Source organism: Rhabdobacter roseus (assembly GCF_014202275.1).
Taxonomy (GTDB): Bacteria; Bacteroidota; Bacteroidia; order Cytophagales; family Spirosomataceae; genus Rhabdobacter; species Rhabdobacter roseus.
The window spans coordinates 924,250-943,065 of record NZ_JACHGF010000002.1; the positions used below are offsets into that span (position 1 = coordinate 924,250).

Annotated in this window: 15 protein-coding genes; 3 read left to right on the forward strand and 12 right to left on the reverse strand. The window is 50.1% G+C overall.

All coding sequences use genetic code 11. The features are described 5' to 3' along the window. Positions 1–36: 36 nt before the first annotated feature. From HNQ92_RS09030 to HNQ92_RS09085, 12 genes are all read right to left on the reverse strand, one after another. Entirely contained in the window at positions 37–1,545 is a 1,509-nt protein-coding gene (locus HNQ92_RS09030) for a sugar ABC transporter ATP-binding protein (protein WP_184173325.1), read from the reverse strand. Positions 1,546–1,549: 4 nt separating this feature from the next. Continuing rightward, positions 1,550–2,494, reverse strand: coding sequence for an ABC transporter permease (locus HNQ92_RS09035; RefSeq protein WP_184173327.1), 945 nt, complete (start codon positions 2,492–2,494; stop codon positions 1,550–1,552). 127 nt (positions 2,495–2,621) lie between these two features. Further along, a complete protein-coding gene (locus tag HNQ92_RS09040) occupies positions 2,622–3,671 on the reverse strand; it encodes a LacI family DNA-binding transcriptional regulator (RefSeq protein ID WP_184173330.1) in 1,050 nt (349 codons plus the stop codon). Positions 3,672–3,724: 53 nt separating this feature from the next. After that, a complete protein-coding gene (locus HNQ92_RS09045; protein WP_184173332.1) occupies positions 3,725–5,671 on the reverse strand; it encodes a D-apionate lactonase family protein in 1,947 nt (648 codons plus the stop codon). 68 nt (positions 5,672–5,739) lie between these two features. Continuing rightward, a complete protein-coding gene (locus tag HNQ92_RS09050) occupies positions 5,740–6,564 on the reverse strand; it encodes a phosphogluconate dehydrogenase C-terminal domain-containing protein (RefSeq protein WP_184173333.1) in 825 nt (274 codons plus the stop codon). 27 nt (positions 6,565–6,591) lie between these two features. Continuing rightward, the gene (locus HNQ92_RS09055) at positions 6,592–8,037 is read right to left on the reverse strand and encodes a four-carbon acid sugar kinase family protein (protein WP_184173335.1); all 1,446 of its coding nucleotides are present in this window, start codon (positions 8,035–8,037) and stop codon (positions 6,592–6,594) included. Beyond that, positions 8,030–9,277, reverse strand: a complete 1,248-nt coding sequence (locus HNQ92_RS09060; protein WP_184173337.1) for a ribulose-bisphosphate carboxylase large subunit family protein — start codon at positions 9,275–9,277, stop codon at positions 8,030–8,032. Before HNQ92_RS09060 ends, HNQ92_RS09055 begins: the two co-directional genes overlap by 8 nt. A gap of 296 nt (positions 9,278–9,573) precedes the next feature. Further along, positions 9,574–10,197, reverse strand: coding sequence for a DUF4136 domain-containing protein (locus tag HNQ92_RS09065; protein ID WP_184173339.1), 624 nt, complete (start codon positions 10,195–10,197; stop codon positions 9,574–9,576). 252 nt (positions 10,198–10,449) lie between these two features. Further along, positions 10,450–11,289: a sugar phosphate isomerase/epimerase family protein gene (locus HNQ92_RS09070; RefSeq protein WP_184173341.1), complete on the reverse strand. Its 840-nt coding sequence runs from the start codon at positions 11,287–11,289 to the stop codon at positions 10,450–10,452. Between the two features lie 181 nt (positions 11,290–11,470). Then, positions 11,471–12,397 carry a hypothetical protein gene (locus HNQ92_RS09075; protein ID WP_184173343.1) on the reverse strand — a complete coding sequence of 309 codons (927 nt, stop codon included), beginning with the start codon at positions 12,395–12,397 and terminating at the stop codon, positions 11,471–11,473. 1,208 nt (positions 12,398–13,605) lie between these two features. Then, positions 13,606–14,871 (reverse strand): PQQ-dependent sugar dehydrogenase, encoded by a 1,266-nt coding sequence (locus tag HNQ92_RS09080; protein WP_184173346.1) that lies wholly within the window; start codon positions 14,869–14,871, stop codon positions 13,606–13,608. 123 nt (positions 14,872–14,994) lie between these two features. Continuing rightward, positions 14,995–15,624: a 3-keto-disaccharide hydrolase gene (locus HNQ92_RS09085; RefSeq protein ID WP_184173348.1), complete on the reverse strand. Its 630-nt coding sequence runs from the start codon at positions 15,622–15,624 to the stop codon at positions 14,995–14,997. Positions 15,625–15,709: 85 nt separating this feature from the next. On the opposite strand from HNQ92_RS09085, the gene HNQ92_RS09090 reads away from it, so the two are divergent. From HNQ92_RS09090 to HNQ92_RS09100, 3 genes are all read left to right on the forward strand, one after another. Then, the gene (locus HNQ92_RS09090) at positions 15,710–16,630 is read left to right on the forward strand and encodes an alpha/beta hydrolase (RefSeq protein WP_184173350.1); all 921 of its coding nucleotides are present in this window, start codon (positions 15,710–15,712) and stop codon (positions 16,628–16,630) included. A 62-nt stretch (positions 16,631–16,692) separates the two neighbouring features. After that, complete coding sequence (locus HNQ92_RS09095; RefSeq protein WP_184173352.1) at positions 16,693–17,241, forward strand: C40 family peptidase; 549 nt, start codon at positions 16,693–16,695, stop codon at positions 17,239–17,241. 125 nt (positions 17,242–17,366) lie between these two features. Further along, positions 17,367–18,647, forward strand: coding sequence for a PQQ-dependent sugar dehydrogenase (locus HNQ92_RS09100; RefSeq protein ID WP_184173354.1), 1,281 nt, complete (start codon positions 17,367–17,369; stop codon positions 18,645–18,647). Positions 18,648–18,816 lie beyond the last annotated feature (169 nt).

Genomic DNA, 18,816 nt, shown 5'->3' on the forward strand with positions numbered 1-18,816 from the left:
CTTATAATTTTTTGTTTGGCTTAGTCGATTCTTTACCTACTCCGAGGTGTGTAGAGCAGCTTCCAGGATTGCCGATCGATTAAAATCTTGCTTTTTAAACTCGTTTGAAATGGTACCCTGTTTCATGACTAGTATTCTGTCGCACATACCAATGAGCTCTTCAATTTCAGATGAGACCATTAGCACACTCATGCCGTTTTCCACCAGCTTATTGATCAGGTCATAGATGTCATATTTGGCTCCGATATCAATTCCTCTTGTAGGTTCATCGATGATGAGTAATTCCGGTTCTGTAAGTAACCACTTCGATAATATCACCTTTTGTTGATTGCCGCCACTAAGTAGCTTGACGCTTTGGTCAGTAAGGGAATGGTACTTTATTTTGGTAGCTTGTACTGTTTTCAGGATGTTTTTTTTCAATTCGCGCCAGTTGACGATGCTACCAGGGTTTTTGGAATAAGTGGGCAGCGAGGCCAAAGCAATATTCTTCTCCATGGTATCATCCGGCAGGAGTCCGTCTTCACCCCTATCTTCGGTCAAAAGGGCCACTTTTTTCCTGACCCAGTTAGCAGGAGTAGGATGAAGTACTTCTTCGTTCTTCCAACTAATGCTGCCACCATCCAGAGCATCCAGCCCGTATAGGGCTCGGACCATCTCTGATCTGCCCGCCCCAACCAGGCCGTATAGTCCTAAAACTTCCTTTTTCTTTAACTCAAAGGTTATATCATTCAGCAAGCCTTTGGCATAGATCCCATTGGTCTGAAAAATAGTTTCTTCTTCAGGCTTCGTGTTTCGGATTGGATAAAAGTGGTTGAGCTCTCTTCCAATCATATCATTGATGAGTTGGCTGGTGCCAATTTTATCTTCGCGGTTGTACGTATTTACCAGTACACCATCTCTTAGTACAGAAATTTGATCCCCCAGCTGAATAACATCATCAAGATTATGAGATATATAAATAATAGTGGTCTGTTGGGATTTCAGCTCTTGTATCAATCGGAATAGGTTATCTGCCTCATATTTTGTTAGCGATGTTTTTGGTTCATCAAAGATGATGAGGCGGGGCGAAGTACTGAGGGCTTTGGCTATTTCTACCAATTGTTTTTGGGCACTTGAAAGGTCTCCTACTATCGCCGTTGGGTCTATATCAAGCCCTACCGCGCTCAGCAGCCTTTCGGTCTTTATTCTTGCAGTTTTTTGGTCCAGAATAGAAAGGCCCCCTACTTTCTTATGCGGGAAACCTGTGATATGGAGGTTCTCATTAATCGAAAGATTATAAAAAAGGTTTAGCTCCTGATGTACAAGCGAAATACCCGCCCTAAGGGAATCCGATGGAGACGTGGGAGTGAAACTTTTATCCTCAAAAATAATTTTCCCACTGCTGGGTTGGTGAATTCCCCCGAGGATATTCATAAGCGTTGATTTACCGGCTCCATTTTCACCAACTAAGCCCAAGATGGTACCTTTCTTCAACGCAAGGTTGATATCTTTCAGAACGCTAACATCTCCAAAATTTTTTGTGACTCGTTGTATTTCTAAAAACATAGGCTTATACAGTAGATTTTTGCTTCCATTCATTGAGCAGTACGGCCGATACAATCACCGCTCCTTTGATAATCATGATCATAAAATAGGACAACCCCATAAGATTAAGGCTGTTATCCAATAAGATGATGAAGACTGCTCCCAGTGTTGTCATATGAATTTTACCTTTGCCGCCATACAGGCTACTACCACCAATTATCACCGCCCCTATGATGTCAAGTAATATATTTTGTCCCATCACCGGAGAGGCGGTCTCTAGTCTGGATGTATATAAAATGGCCGCCATGGACACACAGAAACCACTGAAGACATAGGCAAATACCGTAGTAGCGCCCACATGAATCCCGGAAACCCGAGCGGTTTTACCATTCATACCCACGGCATAGATCCACTGGCCTAATACCGTTTTATTGAGAATGAAAAAGCCCAATAGTAGTACAATAGCACCAATCCAAATGGGAATGGGTAGCCATAGCACGGAGGTATAAAATAGGTTATTGAACGCTTCGGGTAGGTTGTAAATGTTTTGTGATCCTGTGATCCATACCGCCAAGCCATTAAAAAAAATCATGGTGGCCAGGGTCACCATGAAAGCAGGCATGCCAAGAATCGAGACCGAAAGTCCGTTGATCAAACCGATCAACATGCCTATTGCCAGCATGGCGGCTACGCCTACTACCAGCACCAAGGGGGAAAGCGGTATATTGAGTCCATAATCTGAACTCATAATATATCCGCCAACTACACTACTGGTAGCCATAATGGCTGTGGCCGATAAATCGATACCACCCGTTAGAATCACGTACATCTGTCCGATAGCGGCAATCAGCAATGGCAGCAAATTAAAAATAAGACTCCAGGAATTATTCGCCGAAAAGAACCCGGGAACTAGAAGCGCCGCCACTAAGTAATAGATTAGACAGAGGTAGAATAAGGCATTTTTACGCATCAAAAGTGTAATTTTATAGTAATACTGATTGTAGTTATGTTTAACGGCAAATAGCGTAAACCCCTGGCATTCGCAGTAACTAAAGAGCGTTTTTAGTATTTCTTCCCATTAAATTTTATAGCAACGCTTACAATACACATACCTCGCTAACCGATTGGCGGGATTTGGAAAGAATCGTACTGCCTCGTTCAATAAGTTCGGTTTCAAAAACGTATTCCTTGATAATCGTTTTCTTACGCTGCATTAATTTTAATAGTTGAGTAGCTGCTTCGATCCCCATCTCAAGGGCCGGTTGGGAAACGGTGGTAAGTGGTGGCTGAAGAAAGCTGGAGAAAGTTTCGTTATTAAATCCCATAAGAGCGATATCTTCGGGTACTTTTTTATCATGATCATTTACGGCCGCCAAGGCTTCAATTGCCAGGCGGTCATTAATGCAAAAGATCGCGTCTACCCCTTCTCTTTCCTTTACTACTTGATGGATGGCCGCATAGGCTGACCCCTTGCTGAAGTCGCACCTCACCACTAAGTCAGGGTCAATGGGTATACCGGCTACCTTATGAGCAGCACAATAGCCTTGATAACGTATTTCAGCAATCTTAAGGCCGGCAGGACCTGCCAGCCAGACTATCTTTTTCTTACCTTCCATTAACAGATGAAGTACCGCCGTGTAGGCCGCTTTTTCATTATCGATAGTAACTTTTAAATATTGTGGTTCGGCAGGAGCTCTATCGATGAAAACCAAGGAGGTATCGGAGGGTAGGTTTTCATGAAAGTGATTCAAATCTTTTGTTTCGGTGGAAAGGGAGGCTATGATACCATCAACGTGGATAGCAGCCAGGTCTTTTACATTGTCCATCTCTCTGGCCAGACTTTCGCCCGTCTGAAAGATGATCACCCGGTACCCTTGGGGAATTAGTACTTCTTCGATTCCTTTCAGTGCGGATGAATTAAAAAAGTAGGAAATATCAGGTAGGATAACACCTACTAGCTTGGTTCGCTTGCTCCTCAGACTACTCGCGATCCGGTCAGGTTGATAATTAAGTTCTTTAGCCAGCGCCCATACTCTTTCCTTAGTAACTTGACCAATCTCATACGAATCATTCAAGGCCCTGGAAATGGTGGCGGGCGTGAGATTTAATTGGCTGGCTAAATCCTTTATTGTAACTTTCTTGTGCATGTAGGTACTTTTTTGTTTTAAATGTAAATAAATACCTTCAAAAATTACAATTTTTAAAACCTTGTGCTGGTGGAGCCCGGTTCATTTATATCGATGAATACCAGTCCATAAGGAGGTATTACAACTGTGGTGGCAGTACTCATTGCTTCCTTTTGTAAGGCGGAGCTGGTGAATGCTTCCAGCCAATGATAATTCTTTAAAAGGCTTTCATCCAAATAGCGTATTTGGAAAGTACCCTGTGGAAGGCTCATGCTTACCTCCTGCGGATGAACGGTAAGGTTTGATAAAATGAGCCGCAGGCCCTTGTTCCTTTTAAGAGCTATCCCATCAAATACCAGGGGATGGCTACTCTTGCTACGGATTACTTTGGCAAAAGGCTCCTCCAGTATAAATTGAAACACAGCAAACATAGGAAAAATAAAGCCCGGAGCCGCCGGAAATGAGCCTGGCGGAAAACTGCCCTGAGGCAGCAGCAAGCCTTTCTGTCCCACGGTTTCGTAGTAGGTAGTACTTTGTGTCCCCGCCTCCGCTAAGTATTTTATACTCCCCAAAGTCCAGCCAGCGCCAAAAAGAGACATTTGCCTGGTATCCACGCCTGATTCAGCACGTACTTCCTCTGTTTCTATAGCGGTGGCATTGGGGTTGAATCGGGGCTTCAACGTCACCGGGGAAACATGAATGGCCTTTCCCGGTGCAAGTCTACGGGCAGATTCTACGGTGTCGCCCTGGGCTTCCAGCGTTTCGACCAGAGAAAGATTGTCGAAGGCATGAACCTGGGGATTGAGGCTATACGTCAGGAAGTCCAGCTTAGCCGCCGGTGGTGCGTGTCGATTCAGCTCGGCAAAGTAGGCATTGGTACCTCCTCCTATTTTTGCCGACGGAAAATAGCTACGTATAAAAGCGGAAAGTACCTCTATAAGGTTAGCGGGAGTGGCTTTTTGATTTTCCTGAAATAAAAGGAACGAATAGACTGACACCCCGGCCCCGGTCAGGTACGTACAGAGGTTTTTTATCTCCTTGGCATACTCCGTTTCAGTGACGTGCAAAGCCAGCTCCAAAGGCAGGCCAAGTACTTTTGCTTCTTTACAAACGGTAATCAGCAGATCCTGCCATCCGGCTTTGTAAAATTCAATATCAGCGCGGTAATGGTGAAAGCCGATTTTTTTTATCAGCGCTACGTCTCTTACCGACAACTCCTGAACTTCGGTGGATCTACCTACTCCAATCCTGGGGAGTTGTGCGAAATGATCCTCCACCGTAAAGAGGAGCGGCTTAGGATCGGGGGTACTTTCAGGTACCTCCTCGTCCCTGAGTAGTGTTAACTCCACTTCTTGATGCACTTCCTCTCCTGCGTGCATCGCCGCCGGGAAAGGAAGGGACAACGGAGTACAGTAGGTTTTAAAGGAGGCATCGGTCCAGTTTCGCTGATCTTCGGTTTCAAATAAATCACCCTTAAAAGTTAACCTAGCGGTGTTATTGTTGGGCAGATTCCACTGGATTGAGCCCAGGTTCTTAAAAGGCTGGTCCGGGCTAATAGCTTCGGGAAACTGCGTGGCGATTACTTTCCCGTTGGCTTCCGTAACTATACATGGGTGCCCGGCACATTCGTGGATGGGATGTAAGACGCAAAAACCTATTCGGTTCTTTTTAAAGGAAGTCATACATTTTCCGTGCATCTCAAAACGGAGCACGCCGGTCGCAGATCCGGTAAATTGATAATCAGCTACAAAATGGATGTCTTCGTGCTTGTATTCTACGGCTATACGAATGCTGAAGCTAGTGCCATCGCCCTCAATGTACTGCTTTTTTATTTCCGGCTCAACGGTACCCCAATTCTGATCCCGAACCGCGGCATACACCATGCGTAGTACTTCTGCGTCACCCTGTTTGATATACCGTATCGCCCCGTTTTCATACACCATCTGCCAAGGCCCCGCTTGCAGGAAGATCTGCTCGGGCAATGGTTTTGCTTCACCATAATAAATGATTTCTTTTGGCATCAGCTGGGCCGGTATCATAGTAGAGGATGGAAAGAGCGATTAACTTCTAGCCTTGTAGCTTTGAAGCACTAGGTGATGGCCTGGATCTGTTCTTTTACCGATTCGGGTTCAAAGATTTTCTGCCAATCATCCCTAAAAATTTTTGGTCGTCCGTATTCAATGGCTTTATAGCAGGCATCAGAAAACACGCCGGGAATCTCTTCAAAAATAACGGCAGCCAGAATGTTGATATGCCCTAGCAAAAAGTCCCGGGCGGCTTCTCGGGGGATACCCTGCCTAACTACCTCATCCAGTCCTTCCTTCAGCATCAAAAGGCAGGTAGCCGTAAAGGTTTCCGACAGAGCGGGCTCTAATAGTCCCATCTGTTTGATGGTGATCCGGTGGGAACGGAAAACCGGCGCGTACATTTTCTGAGCCAGTTGCTCACCGGCCTGGTAATCTTCTTCCTCGCCCTGGATCAGCGCACAAACGATGGCCTGCTTGGCGGTAATACCCCCAAAATAGTCAAAATGAGCCTCCTTGGTTGGTTCGTAGTTGAATATTGAAGGATGAGCCGGGTGGCTGGCAAAATAACGGATGTCGTCCCGCTCGGGCAGGGCTCCCGCCAGGGGTGCCGCCGGGTCCAGGCATAGCGCCATAGCCCCGCGCTTCATCTGAGGTACTATTTCGCGGGCCACCTCTTTGATATAAATATCCGGTACAGCTAGAATAACAAAGTCGGCCTGGGGAATAGCCTCCTCGGCCTGGCTTACCGCTACCCCGCGGGCTTTCAACCGCTCAATGCCTTGCGGGCTGATCTCGAGGTACGAAACATCATATTCTGAGTTCTTCAGGTTGTCGGTAATGCGGCAGCCCATTTTCCCGCCAGCTCCTACTAGACTTACTTTTTTCATACATGAATTTGATAAATATGGATGGTTTTATGCTTTGGTGACGGAAACCGGATCGGCCCTATCTTTTTGGGTGGTTCCCCAATAAACCGATTCAAAATAATCCTCCTGGCCGCATTGGCCGCCTTTCAGGGCGATTTCAAGCCCATCGAACTTTGTATTTTTTGAATGAGCCATGCAAAGCGGAGCGCCGGGCGCTACGGGTATGAGTACCTCAAGGGCATAAATTTCCAGGGCTTCAGCTACGTAGCCTGACGTGTCGCCGCCTGCCACGATCACTCTGGCCTCATGGTGTTCTTCCAGAATCTGAAGAAGCATTTTACCCTGTATCTTGGCCAGAAAATCGGCTGGAAGGGCACCCCGGTCTGAAAGTACCTCTAATTTGGCCCGGGTGTCGGCAATGGCCGGATCGTCTGGTCCCAGGGCGGTATAAAGTAGTACGTTCTTTTGGCGCAGGAGCTGGTTGGCCAGAGCTACTACCCTTTGTATTTCCGGCTCCCGCCCTGCCGGATCAACCAGTTTTTGGCTGTTAATGCGTATGCCTGCAAAGCCAGCCTTGAGTGCGTATTCTATTTGTTTTTGGGTAGTGGGAGAGCAACTCCCCGCCATCACAATCATCTTGGAAGCCTGAGCTACCGACACCGATACGTCATACTTGGTAAGGCTGTTTTTTTTCTGAAGGCAAGCGGTTAAGGCGGCTTCTATTCCCGATGAACCCACAAGCAGCTGATTTTTTGTTTGAGAATGCCGAAGTATTATTTCGCCGATCTTCTTTAGGTGGTCCTGGTTGATAACATCCATCAATAAGAACGGAGCGGAGGGGTCCTCCTTGGCCTGCTGTATGAGTTTTTCGATCTGGTCATCTCCCTCCTCCAGGCTTAGCACATCCAGCATATGGACCTTTCTTGGCGTCTGTTTACTTAGATGCAGCCGCAGATCACTTTCCTGCATGGGCGTTATGGGATGTCTGGACATTGTGGGGTGCCTGTCGAGCCGATAGGTGGTGGAGCCTACTCGGGCAAACAGGTTGCCAAACGCACAAAAACGGTTTAGGTTCGGTGCCCCAACTACCAACGGAATAAACGAAGAAGGAAAATAGCGACACGCTAAGTCTATGGCGTGCCCAATGCTTCCTATTTCGGGAGATGAATCAAAGGTCGAACATACTTTATAGTGGAAGAAACGGCTGCTAATCCGACTGATTTCCTGGAAAATAGGCGGCAATTCAGCATTCATTTGCGCGGGTGACAAGGACCGGCTCGTACCGGCTACCCCAAAGGCCTGAATTTGGGTACCGACCGGAAAACGGTTGTTCTTCAATTTAAAATGTTCAATTTCATCCACAGTCGGTGGATGCAGGAAGAGGGCGGTTGGCAGTCCATTGAGGGTCAAGGCTTCCATTACGTCCGTTGATCCGGTAAAATCATCGCCATAATAGCTCAGAAATACATCGTGCCGATCTTCTAGCTCATTCATAATATTCCAAGGCTTTTTGCAGTTCAGCGTGCGTTTTTCCGTAGTCCGTTAAAGAAATCCCCTGGATAGCCGCCTCCCAGGCTTGCCGTACACTCCGCACGCCAGCCGCTATACCGTCCGGATGGGCCACAATTCCCCCGCCACAGACATACATCACATCGGTACTTTCGATGGCCTTGTAGGTATCAACGGCCTGACCCGCCCACTGGCCGGATGAAATCACCGGCATGATGTAGTACCCGCCGAGCAGGGACTCCAGGCAAGCTTTGACCGACCTGATTACTGATTCATCCGATTCACAAAATTTGTTTCTGATGCCGTTGGTGTGCAGGTGATCTATACCGGCCAGGCGCCAGATCTTCTGATACGCCGTGAACTCCAGCCCTAAGACCTCGCTTCGGCTCAGAGCGCCCCAGAAGTTGCGGTGCCCGTGGATGGGAAGCTGGCTATGCTGCCGAAGCTTGGCCACGCCAGAAAGTCCGACCTGGTTGATGCTGGCCATGATGCAGGTACCTCCTTGCGCCAACACATAATCGTGCCTCCGCAGCATGTCATCTACATCGCCGCTTACATTGAAGGCAAACATGGGCTTTTTGCCCGTTTTGTTGGCATAGGTATTGATTACCTCCATGCTCAGCCTTACCCTTTCTTCAAAGGGCGAATGGGGAGAATCCCCCATTAATTCATCATCTTTAATAAAATCCAAACCGGCTTCAATCAGGGTTTTCACCTGAGCCGCCGTCGCTTCGGGGGTAAGTCCCACACTGGGCTTGATAATGGTACCGATGATAGGTCTATCATAGACCTGGGTCAGTTTTCTGGTTCCTGCAATGCCGAATTGGGGCCCAGGGTACTTTTGAGCAAAGGCATCCGGAACGTCGACATCGAGCAGCTTGAGGCCGGAGAAAGGAGCCAGTTCGTAGAGGTTGCCGGCCACGGTAGCCATCAGGTTGGGCAAGTTGGCCCCTACGTTATGGAAAGGCCACGAAAGCATTACCAGCGCCCGGCGTACAGGAACGCCCGCTTTCATTTTGGCCCCGGCCAGTGTAGGAGCTACCACCTGAGCTATTTCCTGAATGGCGTCTACTTTGGCGGAAAAACGCTCCCTCAACTCATCCGTTTCCCCCGGAACCCTAACGAAAGTACCACAGGATTGCTCCCCGGCCATGATGGCTGCCGCCGTTGCCAGGTCAAAGGAGGTTTCAATAAGGTAGGTAGCTTTAATTCTCTGATCCTTCATTCATTAGATTTTTTATTCTCAAAGCGTAATTAAATTTCAGTAAGCTGGTGCATAGGTTATAAATGCAGGTATCCTAGGCGTTCTACCTTTATTCAATTGCCTTTAATTGCGTAATCGTTTACGTAAAAAATGGATGTAAAAAGCCGTCAGGAGCTTTATGAAAATCTGGGAAAGTGAGTGCGAAGGTGATTTTCCTTTTCTGGGAGCCCACATTTACTGGATCACTTTAACAAAAAGAGCCCCCCGTCGCCGGGCGACGGGGGGCTCTTTTTGGAAATGACTAGTACGGCGGGCTATTACAATCCGCTGATCATGCTGCCATAATCTCCGTAGATCATGCTTACCGCTTTCACTACGTTTTTCTCCGTTTTATCGAAGTGACCATCTTTTGTGATGCCACTGGCGTATCCTTGCCAAACTACCTCTCCCCGCTTGGCGTCCACCATCTGGATCAGCAAAGTACCATCTTCAAAAGTGTACTTTTGGGTTTCGTTGGCTCCGGTAGTACCGGTGGTGCTACCAGTAGCCATTTCGTTCAGGGGAAGTACCCCTACCGTACCGGCCTTGATCTCGCCATCACCCCAGTAGTTGGCATCGCGGAAGTAGTTTTCGTGGCCTTCTACTTCAATGGGCTCTTCAAAAACCCGGTAGTTGATCAAGATATCAGGATTCGCGCTGCTTTCCTGATAACCGAGCGCGGTCATTTCGTGCTTAATGGCGGCTTTAAGGTGTTTTTTCAATTTGGCATCCTTACCAGAATAATCCAACACCTTGTCCGAATTTGCTTGCTTGGCCCAAGCGTACGTTTTGTACTCTTTAAAAGCCGCTTGCTGATCCCGGTTAGACGTCACGGTGTAATTCTGCGCTACCAGCGGAGTTACCGCCAAAGAAAGTAGCAGGGCGAAAAAGTTTCTCTTCATCGTTTTCATAGCAATCTGATCATTTGGTTCTACACAAGGCAGGTACCTTACCTACCTTTCCATTCTCGTATGATCAGATCACCAAAAAAACACATGCCCTTCCGGTCTAGCCCGTTTTCCACGATCATTCTGTTGCCAAAAGGCGAAATTTTTCCTGTGGTTGCGTAATCCCTTCTACATTAATGACCGCCACAATTATTAAAACTCTCTAATAATGAACACTATACGTCAAAAAAAACAACCAAGTACCCGCTAGGTCCGACGCGCCGTGGACTCCACAACGCCCCGGAAGTACCCCACTGACTCGGCAATCCCGGCCAGCGGTTCCTTCATGTCTTTCTCGTATTCTAAACTACAACAGCCCGTGTACTTCGCTTTCCGCAATGCCTTCACAAAAGCCGGGATCTCGATCACGCCCCGGCCCAGCTCGCAGGTTTTTCCGTCTTTGGTGGCGGCGGTAACGTTTTTAAGATGAATGTCAAAAATCCGCTTTGCGTACTTTTCCACATCCGCCACCGAGTCTTTGCCTGCTCGCTTGTTGTGGCCCATGTCGAAACAAATCCCCAGCCGCGGATCCAGGTTTTTCACCTGCTCATAAATAACCTCCGCCGTGGGGTAGAGCTTGTCTTCGGGGCCGTGGTTATGGATGGCGTAGCGCATGTCGTACTCTTTCACCTTTTTGTCCACGTACGGCAGCAGCTCCGGATTAGGAATACCCACGATCAGCTTCACTCCTACCCGCCGGGCGTAGTCAAAGCCGTTGTCGATCTCTTCGGTGGTTTTCATGTAAATGGGTCCCACGCAGTAGCCCGTTACGCCGTGCTCTTTTAGCTTCTGGTGAAAGGCGGCAATCTGCTCGGCGCTGCTGTTGTAGGGCAAATGAAAATCTTTGATGGCCAGGTAGTGCAAGTCCACCTTCTTCATCATTTCCAGCGCCTGGTCCAGCTTGAAATGCACAAAGCTATAGCCAGCCGCACCTAGTTGAAACAGCTCCTCGGCGGGCGCCGGGGCGGCCTCGGCTAAGTCGGACTTGAGGGTAGCCAGGGCTAACGCGCCCGTGGCGCCGCCCAAAAAATTTCTTCTCGTAATCATGGTCGTTTCCTTCGGGTAAAAGTATGCTTCACCAACTAGGACGCGAAATCCGGGCACTACCCTTAGTGGCACCCGCCGCCTGCGGTAGTACATTTCGGGCTGGAATCATACCCACACACGGACCCTCCTCTCAGTGAGTCCGTGTGTGGGTGCGCAGGGGTACTTTCTGAGTGGGGTACTTTTATTCCTTCAAACCTTCGGACTTCGTTAATAAAGTAGGGGCCGAAGCAGGCGTTTGGTACGAATAATTGATGCGCTCCAGCTCTTCGTAAAACCGGGTTTTCAACAACTCCTTATCACCAAAATCCTTCACTTCTTCTTCGGAGTCTTTATGCGTAAAGAACGTGCGCGTCCGGATAGCCAGGATGGTTTTGTCGGTTGAGTAGTAAGGATGGGGGAAATAGGAAAGGTACGCTTCCAGTCGGTAAGGTACCTGACGGTGCCCAATAAAGCGTTTTTTGCTTAGGTGCGTATTGTAGAGCAGCACCGCTTTTCCGTTGTAGTCCGTCCGCAGCACCACTTTGCTGTTGCCCGTCAGGATGGCCGAATGCAGCGTTTTAATAAACTGATCGGACGGGATGTTAAATTCCATGTCCCCGATTTTGATCATACTCACCAGCGACTGGATCTTTGTCAGCTCCTGGTGGCTGTGCTGGTACAGCGTGCTATTGATCTGGAGCGAATCTTTCAATACGTAGATTTGCTTTTCGAGCCGAGCACTCCGCTGCTTCCCTTCCAGTTCCACCGCCGCTAATTGATACGAAATGTCCCGAAGCTGGAGGTTCAGCATGCTGGTATCTTTCTTTAGCTGAACTACCTGCGCGTAGAGCCGCTTATTCTCCCGGGCGTGATTATCGAGCCGATCCGTCAGCTTTTTATTATTAAGTTCCAGCTGCGAAATGGTGGCCTTAAGCTGGCGGTTGCTGTTGGAAATAATCCGCAGGCTATCCGTTAGGCTGTGGTTATCTTCGCTCAACAAAATGTTCTTTTCTCTTTCATTTTCAAACTTTTCCTTGAATTCATTCTTGAAGAAGGGGAGAGAAAACTGGGCAAAACCGGAAGTAGAAACGACCAGCAAGCAGCAAATAAGTAGTGCATGTTTTTTCATAACATTGAGCTTTTGTGGGAAGTAGGTATATTTATTATCTAAGATTAAGTTCTTATAGACTTTTTTAAAGTTTTAGCATTCATTACCAGGCACAATCCAACCGTTTCAAGTATTACCCATGAGGCAATGGACTAAGGCAAGCCCTTAAAAGACATAGCTTTCCCGTCCAATTCAGTCACCGCTTTAACGCTGACTATCCTTGGCAAAAAACATACGCCATCTTGCCCATCAGCCCTTTGAATGTACCGGAGAAGCTACTGAAGCACAGTACTTATCTCCACATCAAGGGTTTACTTGAAGCGTATTTCATTCATACATCTAAATAACTATCTTGTAACGATGAACGTATTCGAGCTACGAAAACTCGCAACAGAGCTTTCAGATCGCTTATTTTTGAAGACTTAGTAGTGTGTGTGATTTATTCCGGAGTGAATAAAGTCGCCTACCCGGGGGACTTTCCATAGCTCCCAACGAGAGCGCATGGAAAGTGGTAAGTAAGACTTTTATTCGAATGTATATAGTGCGTGTAATACAAAACTAATCATTTAAAAATTACCCCCATCAACCCTATATATTTTTTTTTAAAATAACAGCTTACTATTAGCTATTAACCGAACAAAAAAACCAGGTACCAGAATACTATCCATCTCATTTTCAGTACTTTTTAAAATAAATTGCACGACAACATTTTGTTTCTCCCTCCCAAATTTACCGTATACTAAATGGGAGTAGTCGGTAAGGGTAAAATACAAAAAAAATGAACGCAACCATATATACGTTTTTCAATATCTTTTTAATACTCTACAAGAATAATGCCAATTTTAATCGACATTTAATTTCAAGATTTTTAAGTAGTTATGAGTTACAACACGTAGTCCAAGAGATCGCTCATGAGAGCAATGGCAATAGTTTATTGGATTTACAATACATTTTTTTTAGGCAGCGAGGTCATCTAAGTTGATTTGTCCTCTTTCCAGGCGAAGGGGGTACTTCCCACACGTCCGGCTGCTACAGCTAGGCCAAAGACCGCGAACCGCGTGCAAAGAAAACGCGCAGGTACTTGGCTCTCAAAAAGTACCCGCACCGGAAGTAGTTTGTATTTCAGAGCAAAAAAGAAAGGGTAGTTGTCCGTCATCAGCCCGAGCCTCAACGAACAACTACCCAAATTACCTGGCGAGCTATCAGCCAGGTACCTTCAAAAAGGATGATTATTTTACTCCGTAGGCAATGCGGTACACCGTGCCGTTCAGGTCATCGGATACGTAGAGCGCGCCGTCGGTACCTTGCGCCAGGCCGCAGGGGCGGTGCTGCACGGGGCCACTCGGATTGGCCAGGTCGATGCCGGCGAAGTTATCCGCAAATACTTCCCACTTGCCCGAGGGCTTGCCGTTTTTGAAGGGCACAAAGGCCACAAAGTACCCCTTTTTCATTTCGGTGTTCTGGCCGTGGAAGGCAATGAAAGCGCCGTCCTGGTACTTTTTCGGAAACATTCGGCCGGTGTAAAACAGCAGCCCATTGGGCCCGAAGTGTGCCGGGAAGGCCGCCACGGGGTCCAGGGTACCTTTGCCGCCCGTTTTCTTGCCGTCGCCGCCGTATTCAGGGGCCAGGATTTTCTTTTTCTGAAGGTGGTCGTAGTACACGTACGGCCAGCCCGCGTCGGCACCTTCGTGGAGCTCGTACATCACCTCTGAGGGCAGCTGGGCGCTCTGCTGGGGCGTGTAGTACTGCGGGTAAAAGTCATGAAACTGTCCCCGGCCGTGGTTCATCACGAAGAGCGAGTTGGTCTTGGTGTTCCAGTCCAGGCCCACGGTATTTTTCAGGCCCTTGGCGTAGCGTAGGCCGTCGGCGTAGGTCTGGTTGGGGCGGTCGGCGCGGAAACGCCAGATGGCCGCCGTAGAGTCCAGCAGCGGGCAGGGCATGATGCCCTTGCCGGTACCGGCCTCGCGGCAGGCGTCGCTGTAGGAGCCCACGTTGACGTACAGGTACCCCTGTTGGTCCAGGGCAATGGACTTGGACTTGTCGCGGTCGCGCAGCACGAGGCCGTGCACAATGCGCTCGGGCTGGTCGGGGGTACTTATTTCGCCTTTTTCGTTGAGCTTATACCGAAACACCTCGCTGTTGGACGACGTGTACAGGTACCCATCGCGCAGGTAGATGCCCGTGCCTTCGTAGTTGCCAAAGGCCAGCTGCTCGTCGGGCTGGCCGTCGCCGTTGGTGTCGCGCAGGCGCACGATGCCCTTGCCGTCTTTGAGTTTGGCCAGCTTCACGTACAGGTCGCCGTTGGGCGTTACGGCCAGGTGGCGCGCCCCCGCCAGGCCCTCGGCTACCACGGTGGTGGTGAAGCCCGTAGGTACTTTGATAGCGGCGGCTTCGGCGGCCTTGCGGTCGTCATCGGTACTTTGGTGAAATGCCAGTAGGGTACTCAGTCCGGCCAGCGCCGCGATGCCGTAGTAAGCACGAATTCTTTTTTGCATGTTGGGTAAAAAAAATAGAATGAAGGGTAAAGGTACTTTCCACAAAAAGTACCCCAAAATAGACCTCACGTACCTCCCGCCCGGCAGATTTATTCTTTCAAAGTACCTCCGGGGAGGTACTTTTTAGTCGGCCAGCGGCTTTACGTAAATATCCTTGAAGTAGACGACACTCTTGGGGTCGTGACCCTGAAGCGCAAAAGTACCCCGGCTGATTTTCCGCTTGGCATCGGAGCTTCCTACCGCGTCGGGCTCGGTGAAGTCCACCACGGTTTTGTCGTTGATCTTGATCGTCACGTGCTTGCCCCGCACAATGATGTGCTCGGTGTACCATTCGTTGTCTTTGACGTACACCTCTTTCACGTCGTCGACGGCGTAGAGGCTTCCCGTGCGCCGCCAGTCGGTGTGAGAGTTATTGACCTGCACCTCGTAGCCGTACGAGGGCCAGCCGTCGGGCTGGTATTGGGTATGAAAATAAATGCCGGAGTTGGAGCCGGGCGTGGTCATCACCTGCGCTTTGAACTCAAAGTTTTTGAACGAATGCTCACCCACCGGCCCCACGTAAAACAGGTGCGCACGCGGCCCGGCTACCTTGATCGTACCGTTCTCGACGCTAAAGGAGGAGGCGTTTTCGCCTACCTGCCAGCCCTCAAGCGACTTCCCGTTGAAGAGGGAAATCCAGCCGTTGGACTGGCTCCGGACCGCCAGCGGCAGGAGCGCCAGCAGCAAACAAAGTACCTGGGTACATTTTTTCATAGATTGATGATTAGTAAAGAGTACAACGAAATCACTTTTCAAGGTACCTGATTCGTAGGTTGACCTTCCATCCTTAATAAAAGCCATGTATCTAAAAACTACTGCCTCCCGGCCAAAAATATTCAATGGCACGCACCTGAAGTACCTCCTGCTTCTCTTGCTGGCGGGTAGTTTGGGCGCTCGGGCGCAAGAAAGCCAGGTACATGAAGAAGTAGTGGTCAAAAGTACCCTCCTGAAAAAAGACATGAAGCTAGCGCTGTACCTGCCGCCGGGCTACGCAACGTCTACCCGCAAGTACCCCGTGCTGTACCTGCTGCACGGCGGGGGCGACGACCACACGGGTTGGGTGCAGTTTGGCGAAATGCAGCGCCTCGTGGACGAAGGCATCCGGGCCGGGCGCGTCGCGCCGATGATCGTGGTGATGCCCGACGCCGAGCGGACCTACTACCTCAACAGCGCGGCGGGCACCTACCAGTATGAGGATTATTTTATCCAAGAATTGATTCCCTACATCGAAAAAAACTACCGCTGCCGCCCCGAGAAGCAGTACCGCGCGCTGGCGGGGCTGTCGATGGGTGGCTTTGGCTCGCTGCTGTACGCCCTGCACCACCCGGAGCTGTTTTCAGCCTGTGCCGCGATGAGCGCCGCCGTCCGGACCGACGAGGAAATTAACGCCCTGCCCCACGACGAGTTTTTGCGACGCTACCGCACCGCCCTGGGCGAAGTACCTGCCAACGCCCACCGCATCACGGATTTCTGGAACCAAAACAGTATTCTGTACCTGATGCAAAACCTTCCCGAGGCGCAGAAGACGGCCGTTCGCTACTACCTCGACTGCGGCGATGACGACTTCCTGTACAAAGGCAACGCCACCCTGCACACGCTCATGCGTGACCGCAATATCCCGCACGAGTACCGGGTCCGGGACGGCGGGCATACCTGGAGCTACTGGCGCTCTGGCCTACCCGCGGCACTGGAGTTTATCAGCCAAAGTTTTCACCACTGAGGGGTACTAGCGCGGTGGCGGCGGCAGGGGTTGGCAAGACTTTTTTGGGTACTTGGAACCTTATGATCCATTGCCCAACCATACGTAGTTTCGTGATCGGCCTGGCGCTCTGCACTTTCTGGGGCTGTCAGCACTCCAATGAGCCGGAAAGTACCACCGCCGATTCCCTGGCAAAGGCCGATAGCCTCGCGGCCAGCGCGCGGCCAGCACCCGGTCGGCCTTCGCCCGAGGAGGTCGTAGCCTTTGCCAAAACGCTGCGGGGCGTACCCTACCGCTTCGCTACCTGCGACCCCAAAAAGGGCTTCGATTGCTCGGGTTTTATCGCCTACGTTTTCAATCACTTCGGCATGGAAGTACCCCGCTCGTCGGCGGCCTTCGCGCGGCTGGGCCGGGAAGTACCTCGTCAGCAAGCCCGCCCCGGTGATCTCATCCTATTTACGGGTACCGTGTCGGCGGTGCGCCGGGTGGGACACATCGGGATGGTGGTCGAGAACCAGGACGGCGAGCTTTCGTTCATCCACGCTACTTCGGGCCGGGAAATGGCCGTGACCATAACGCCGCTCACCGTGGGCTACAAGCGACGCTTCGTGAAGGTGATTAGGCTACTTTAAGCGGCAAGTAGCCGCCTGGTTATTCGCTTCCGGGTGCTTGCTCATGGGTTTATGGCACTATTCTTTTAGGCCGTTTTGGGTGATTTTATGTACTTAAAAACTAATTTTCAATAAACTACCTAAAGATGAAAAAACAAAGTACACTGGCCTGTTGCCTTGTTCTGGTCACGCTTCTTTCGGGCTGCGGCAAGGATAAACAAAGCAAGGAGGAAAAAGAAGCCGCCCGGCAGGAAGGGCCCAGCACGGTGCAAACGGCCGTAGGGCCGATGGAACTACCCGCTCCCTACGAAACGGAGTCGGTGACGAACCGCAACAACACTATAGGCTGGCCCGATGGCAAAACTCCCACCGCTCCCCAGGGCTTTACGGTAACGAAGTACGCCGGTGATCTCAAACACCCCCGCTGGATTTACGAGACCCCCAACGGCGACATCCTGATCGCCGAGGCCGACCGCAACAACAGCGCCGACCGCATCACGATTCTGCGCGATAGCAACAAGGACGGCAAACCCGAACTACAGGAAGTATTTCTGGAAAAACTCAATCAGCCCCTGGGCATGCTGGTCCTGAATGGGTACTTCTACGTGGCCAATACCGACGGCGTGCTCAGGTACCCCTACAAACCCGGCCAAACCAAAATTACCGGCGAAGGCGAAAAAATCCTGGACCTGCCCGCCGGTGGCTATAACAACCACTGGACCCGCAACTTGCTGGCTAGTGCCGATGGTTCCAAGATTTATATTTCGGTGGGCTCGGCCAGCAACGTGGCCGAGCACGGCATGGACGAAGAAAAACGCCGGGCCAATATTCTACGGATCAATCCGGACGGCAGCGGGGAGGAAATCTACGCCAGCGGCCTTCGCAACCCCGTGGGCATGGACTGGGCTCCCGGTAGCAACGTACTTTGGACGGCCGTCAACGAGCGCGACAAACTCGGCGACGACCTCGTGCCCGACTACCTCACGAGCGTCCAGCAGGGTGGCTTTTACGGCTGGCCTTACTCCTACTTTGGCTCCATCGAAGACCCACGCCTGAAGGGCCAGGCCCCCGAGCTGGTGCAAAAATCCATCATGCCGGAAGTACCCCTGGGCAACCACACGGCTTCGCTTGGGCTGGCGTTTTACGATAAAAAAGGCTTCCCGGCCAAGTACCAGAACGGCGCTTTCATTGGCCAGCACGGCTCCTGGAACCGCTCCACGTTTTCGGGCTACAAGGTGGTGTACGTACCCTTCAGCAACGGCAAACCCACGGCCAAGCACGAGGACTTCCTGACGGGCTTCATTGCCGACGCCGAAAAGGGCGATGTGTACGGCCGTCCGGTGGGTGTAACCACTCTCAGCGACGGCTCCCTGCTCGTGGCCGACGACGAGGGCAATACGATCTGGCGGGTGACGGCCAACAAGTAGTGTGTGAACTACCTGACTTTTAAAAGGAAACGGGATGGGCTTGCGCTCATCCCGTTTTCTTTGGGCAAACTCATAACTCATTCCTAAATCTTATTTCACTCGAAGGTACCTTGACTAAATTACACCTAAATTATTAGTTAATAATCAAAGAGAAGATTATATTTGACCC

Bases quoted from the DNA above. Each gene is read 5' to 3' on its own strand.
- HNQ92_RS09045 (WP_184173332.1), bottom strand. From the start codon at position 5,671: ATGCCAAAAGAAATCATTTATTATGGTGAAGCAAAACCATTGCCCGAG.
- HNQ92_RS09085 (WP_184173348.1), bottom strand. From the start codon at position 15,624: ATGAAAAAATGTACCCAGGTACTTTGTTTGCTGCTGGCGCTCCTGCCG.
- HNQ92_RS09065 (WP_184173339.1), bottom strand. From the start codon at position 10,197: ATGAAGAGAAACTTTTTCGCCCTGCTACTTTCTTTGGCGGTAACTCCG.
- HNQ92_RS09090 (WP_184173350.1), top strand. From the start codon at position 15,710: ATGTATCTAAAAACTACTGCCTCCCGGCCAAAAATATTCAATGGCACG.
- HNQ92_RS09100 (WP_184173354.1), top strand. From the start codon at position 17,367: ATGAAAAAACAAAGTACACTGGCCTGTTGCCTTGTTCTGGTCACGCTT.
- HNQ92_RS09035 (WP_184173327.1), bottom strand. From the start codon at position 2,494: ATGCGTAAAAATGCCTTATTCTACCTCTGTCTAATCTATTACTTAGTG.
- HNQ92_RS09060 (WP_184173337.1), bottom strand. From the start codon at position 9,277: ATGAAGGATCAGAGAATTAAAGCTACCTACCTTATTGAAACCTCCTTT.
- HNQ92_RS09040 (WP_184173330.1), bottom strand. From the start codon at position 3,671: ATGCACAAGAAAGTTACAATAAAGGATTTAGCCAGCCAATTAAATCTC.
- HNQ92_RS09080 (WP_184173346.1), bottom strand. From the start codon at position 14,871: ATGCAAAAAAGAATTCGTGCTTACTACGGCATCGCGGCGCTGGCCGGA.
- HNQ92_RS09055 (WP_184173335.1), bottom strand. From the start codon at position 8,037: ATGAATGAGCTAGAAGATCGGCACGATGTATTTCTGAGCTATTATGGC.
- HNQ92_RS09075 (WP_184173343.1), bottom strand. From the start codon at position 12,397: ATGAAAAAACATGCACTACTTATTTGCTGCTTGCTGGTCGTTTCTACT.
- HNQ92_RS09070 (WP_184173341.1), bottom strand. From the start codon at position 11,289: ATGATTACGAGAAGAAATTTTTTGGGCGGCGCCACGGGCGCGTTAGCC.
- HNQ92_RS09050 (WP_184173333.1), bottom strand. From the start codon at position 6,564: ATGAAAAAAGTAAGTCTAGTAGGAGCTGGCGGGAAAATGGGCTGCCGC.
- HNQ92_RS09095 (WP_184173352.1), top strand. From the start codon at position 16,693: ATGATCCATTGCCCAACCATACGTAGTTTCGTGATCGGCCTGGCGCTC.
- HNQ92_RS09030 (WP_184173325.1), bottom strand. From the start codon at position 1,545: ATGTTTTTAGAAATACAACGAGTCACAAAAAATTTTGGAGATGTTAGC.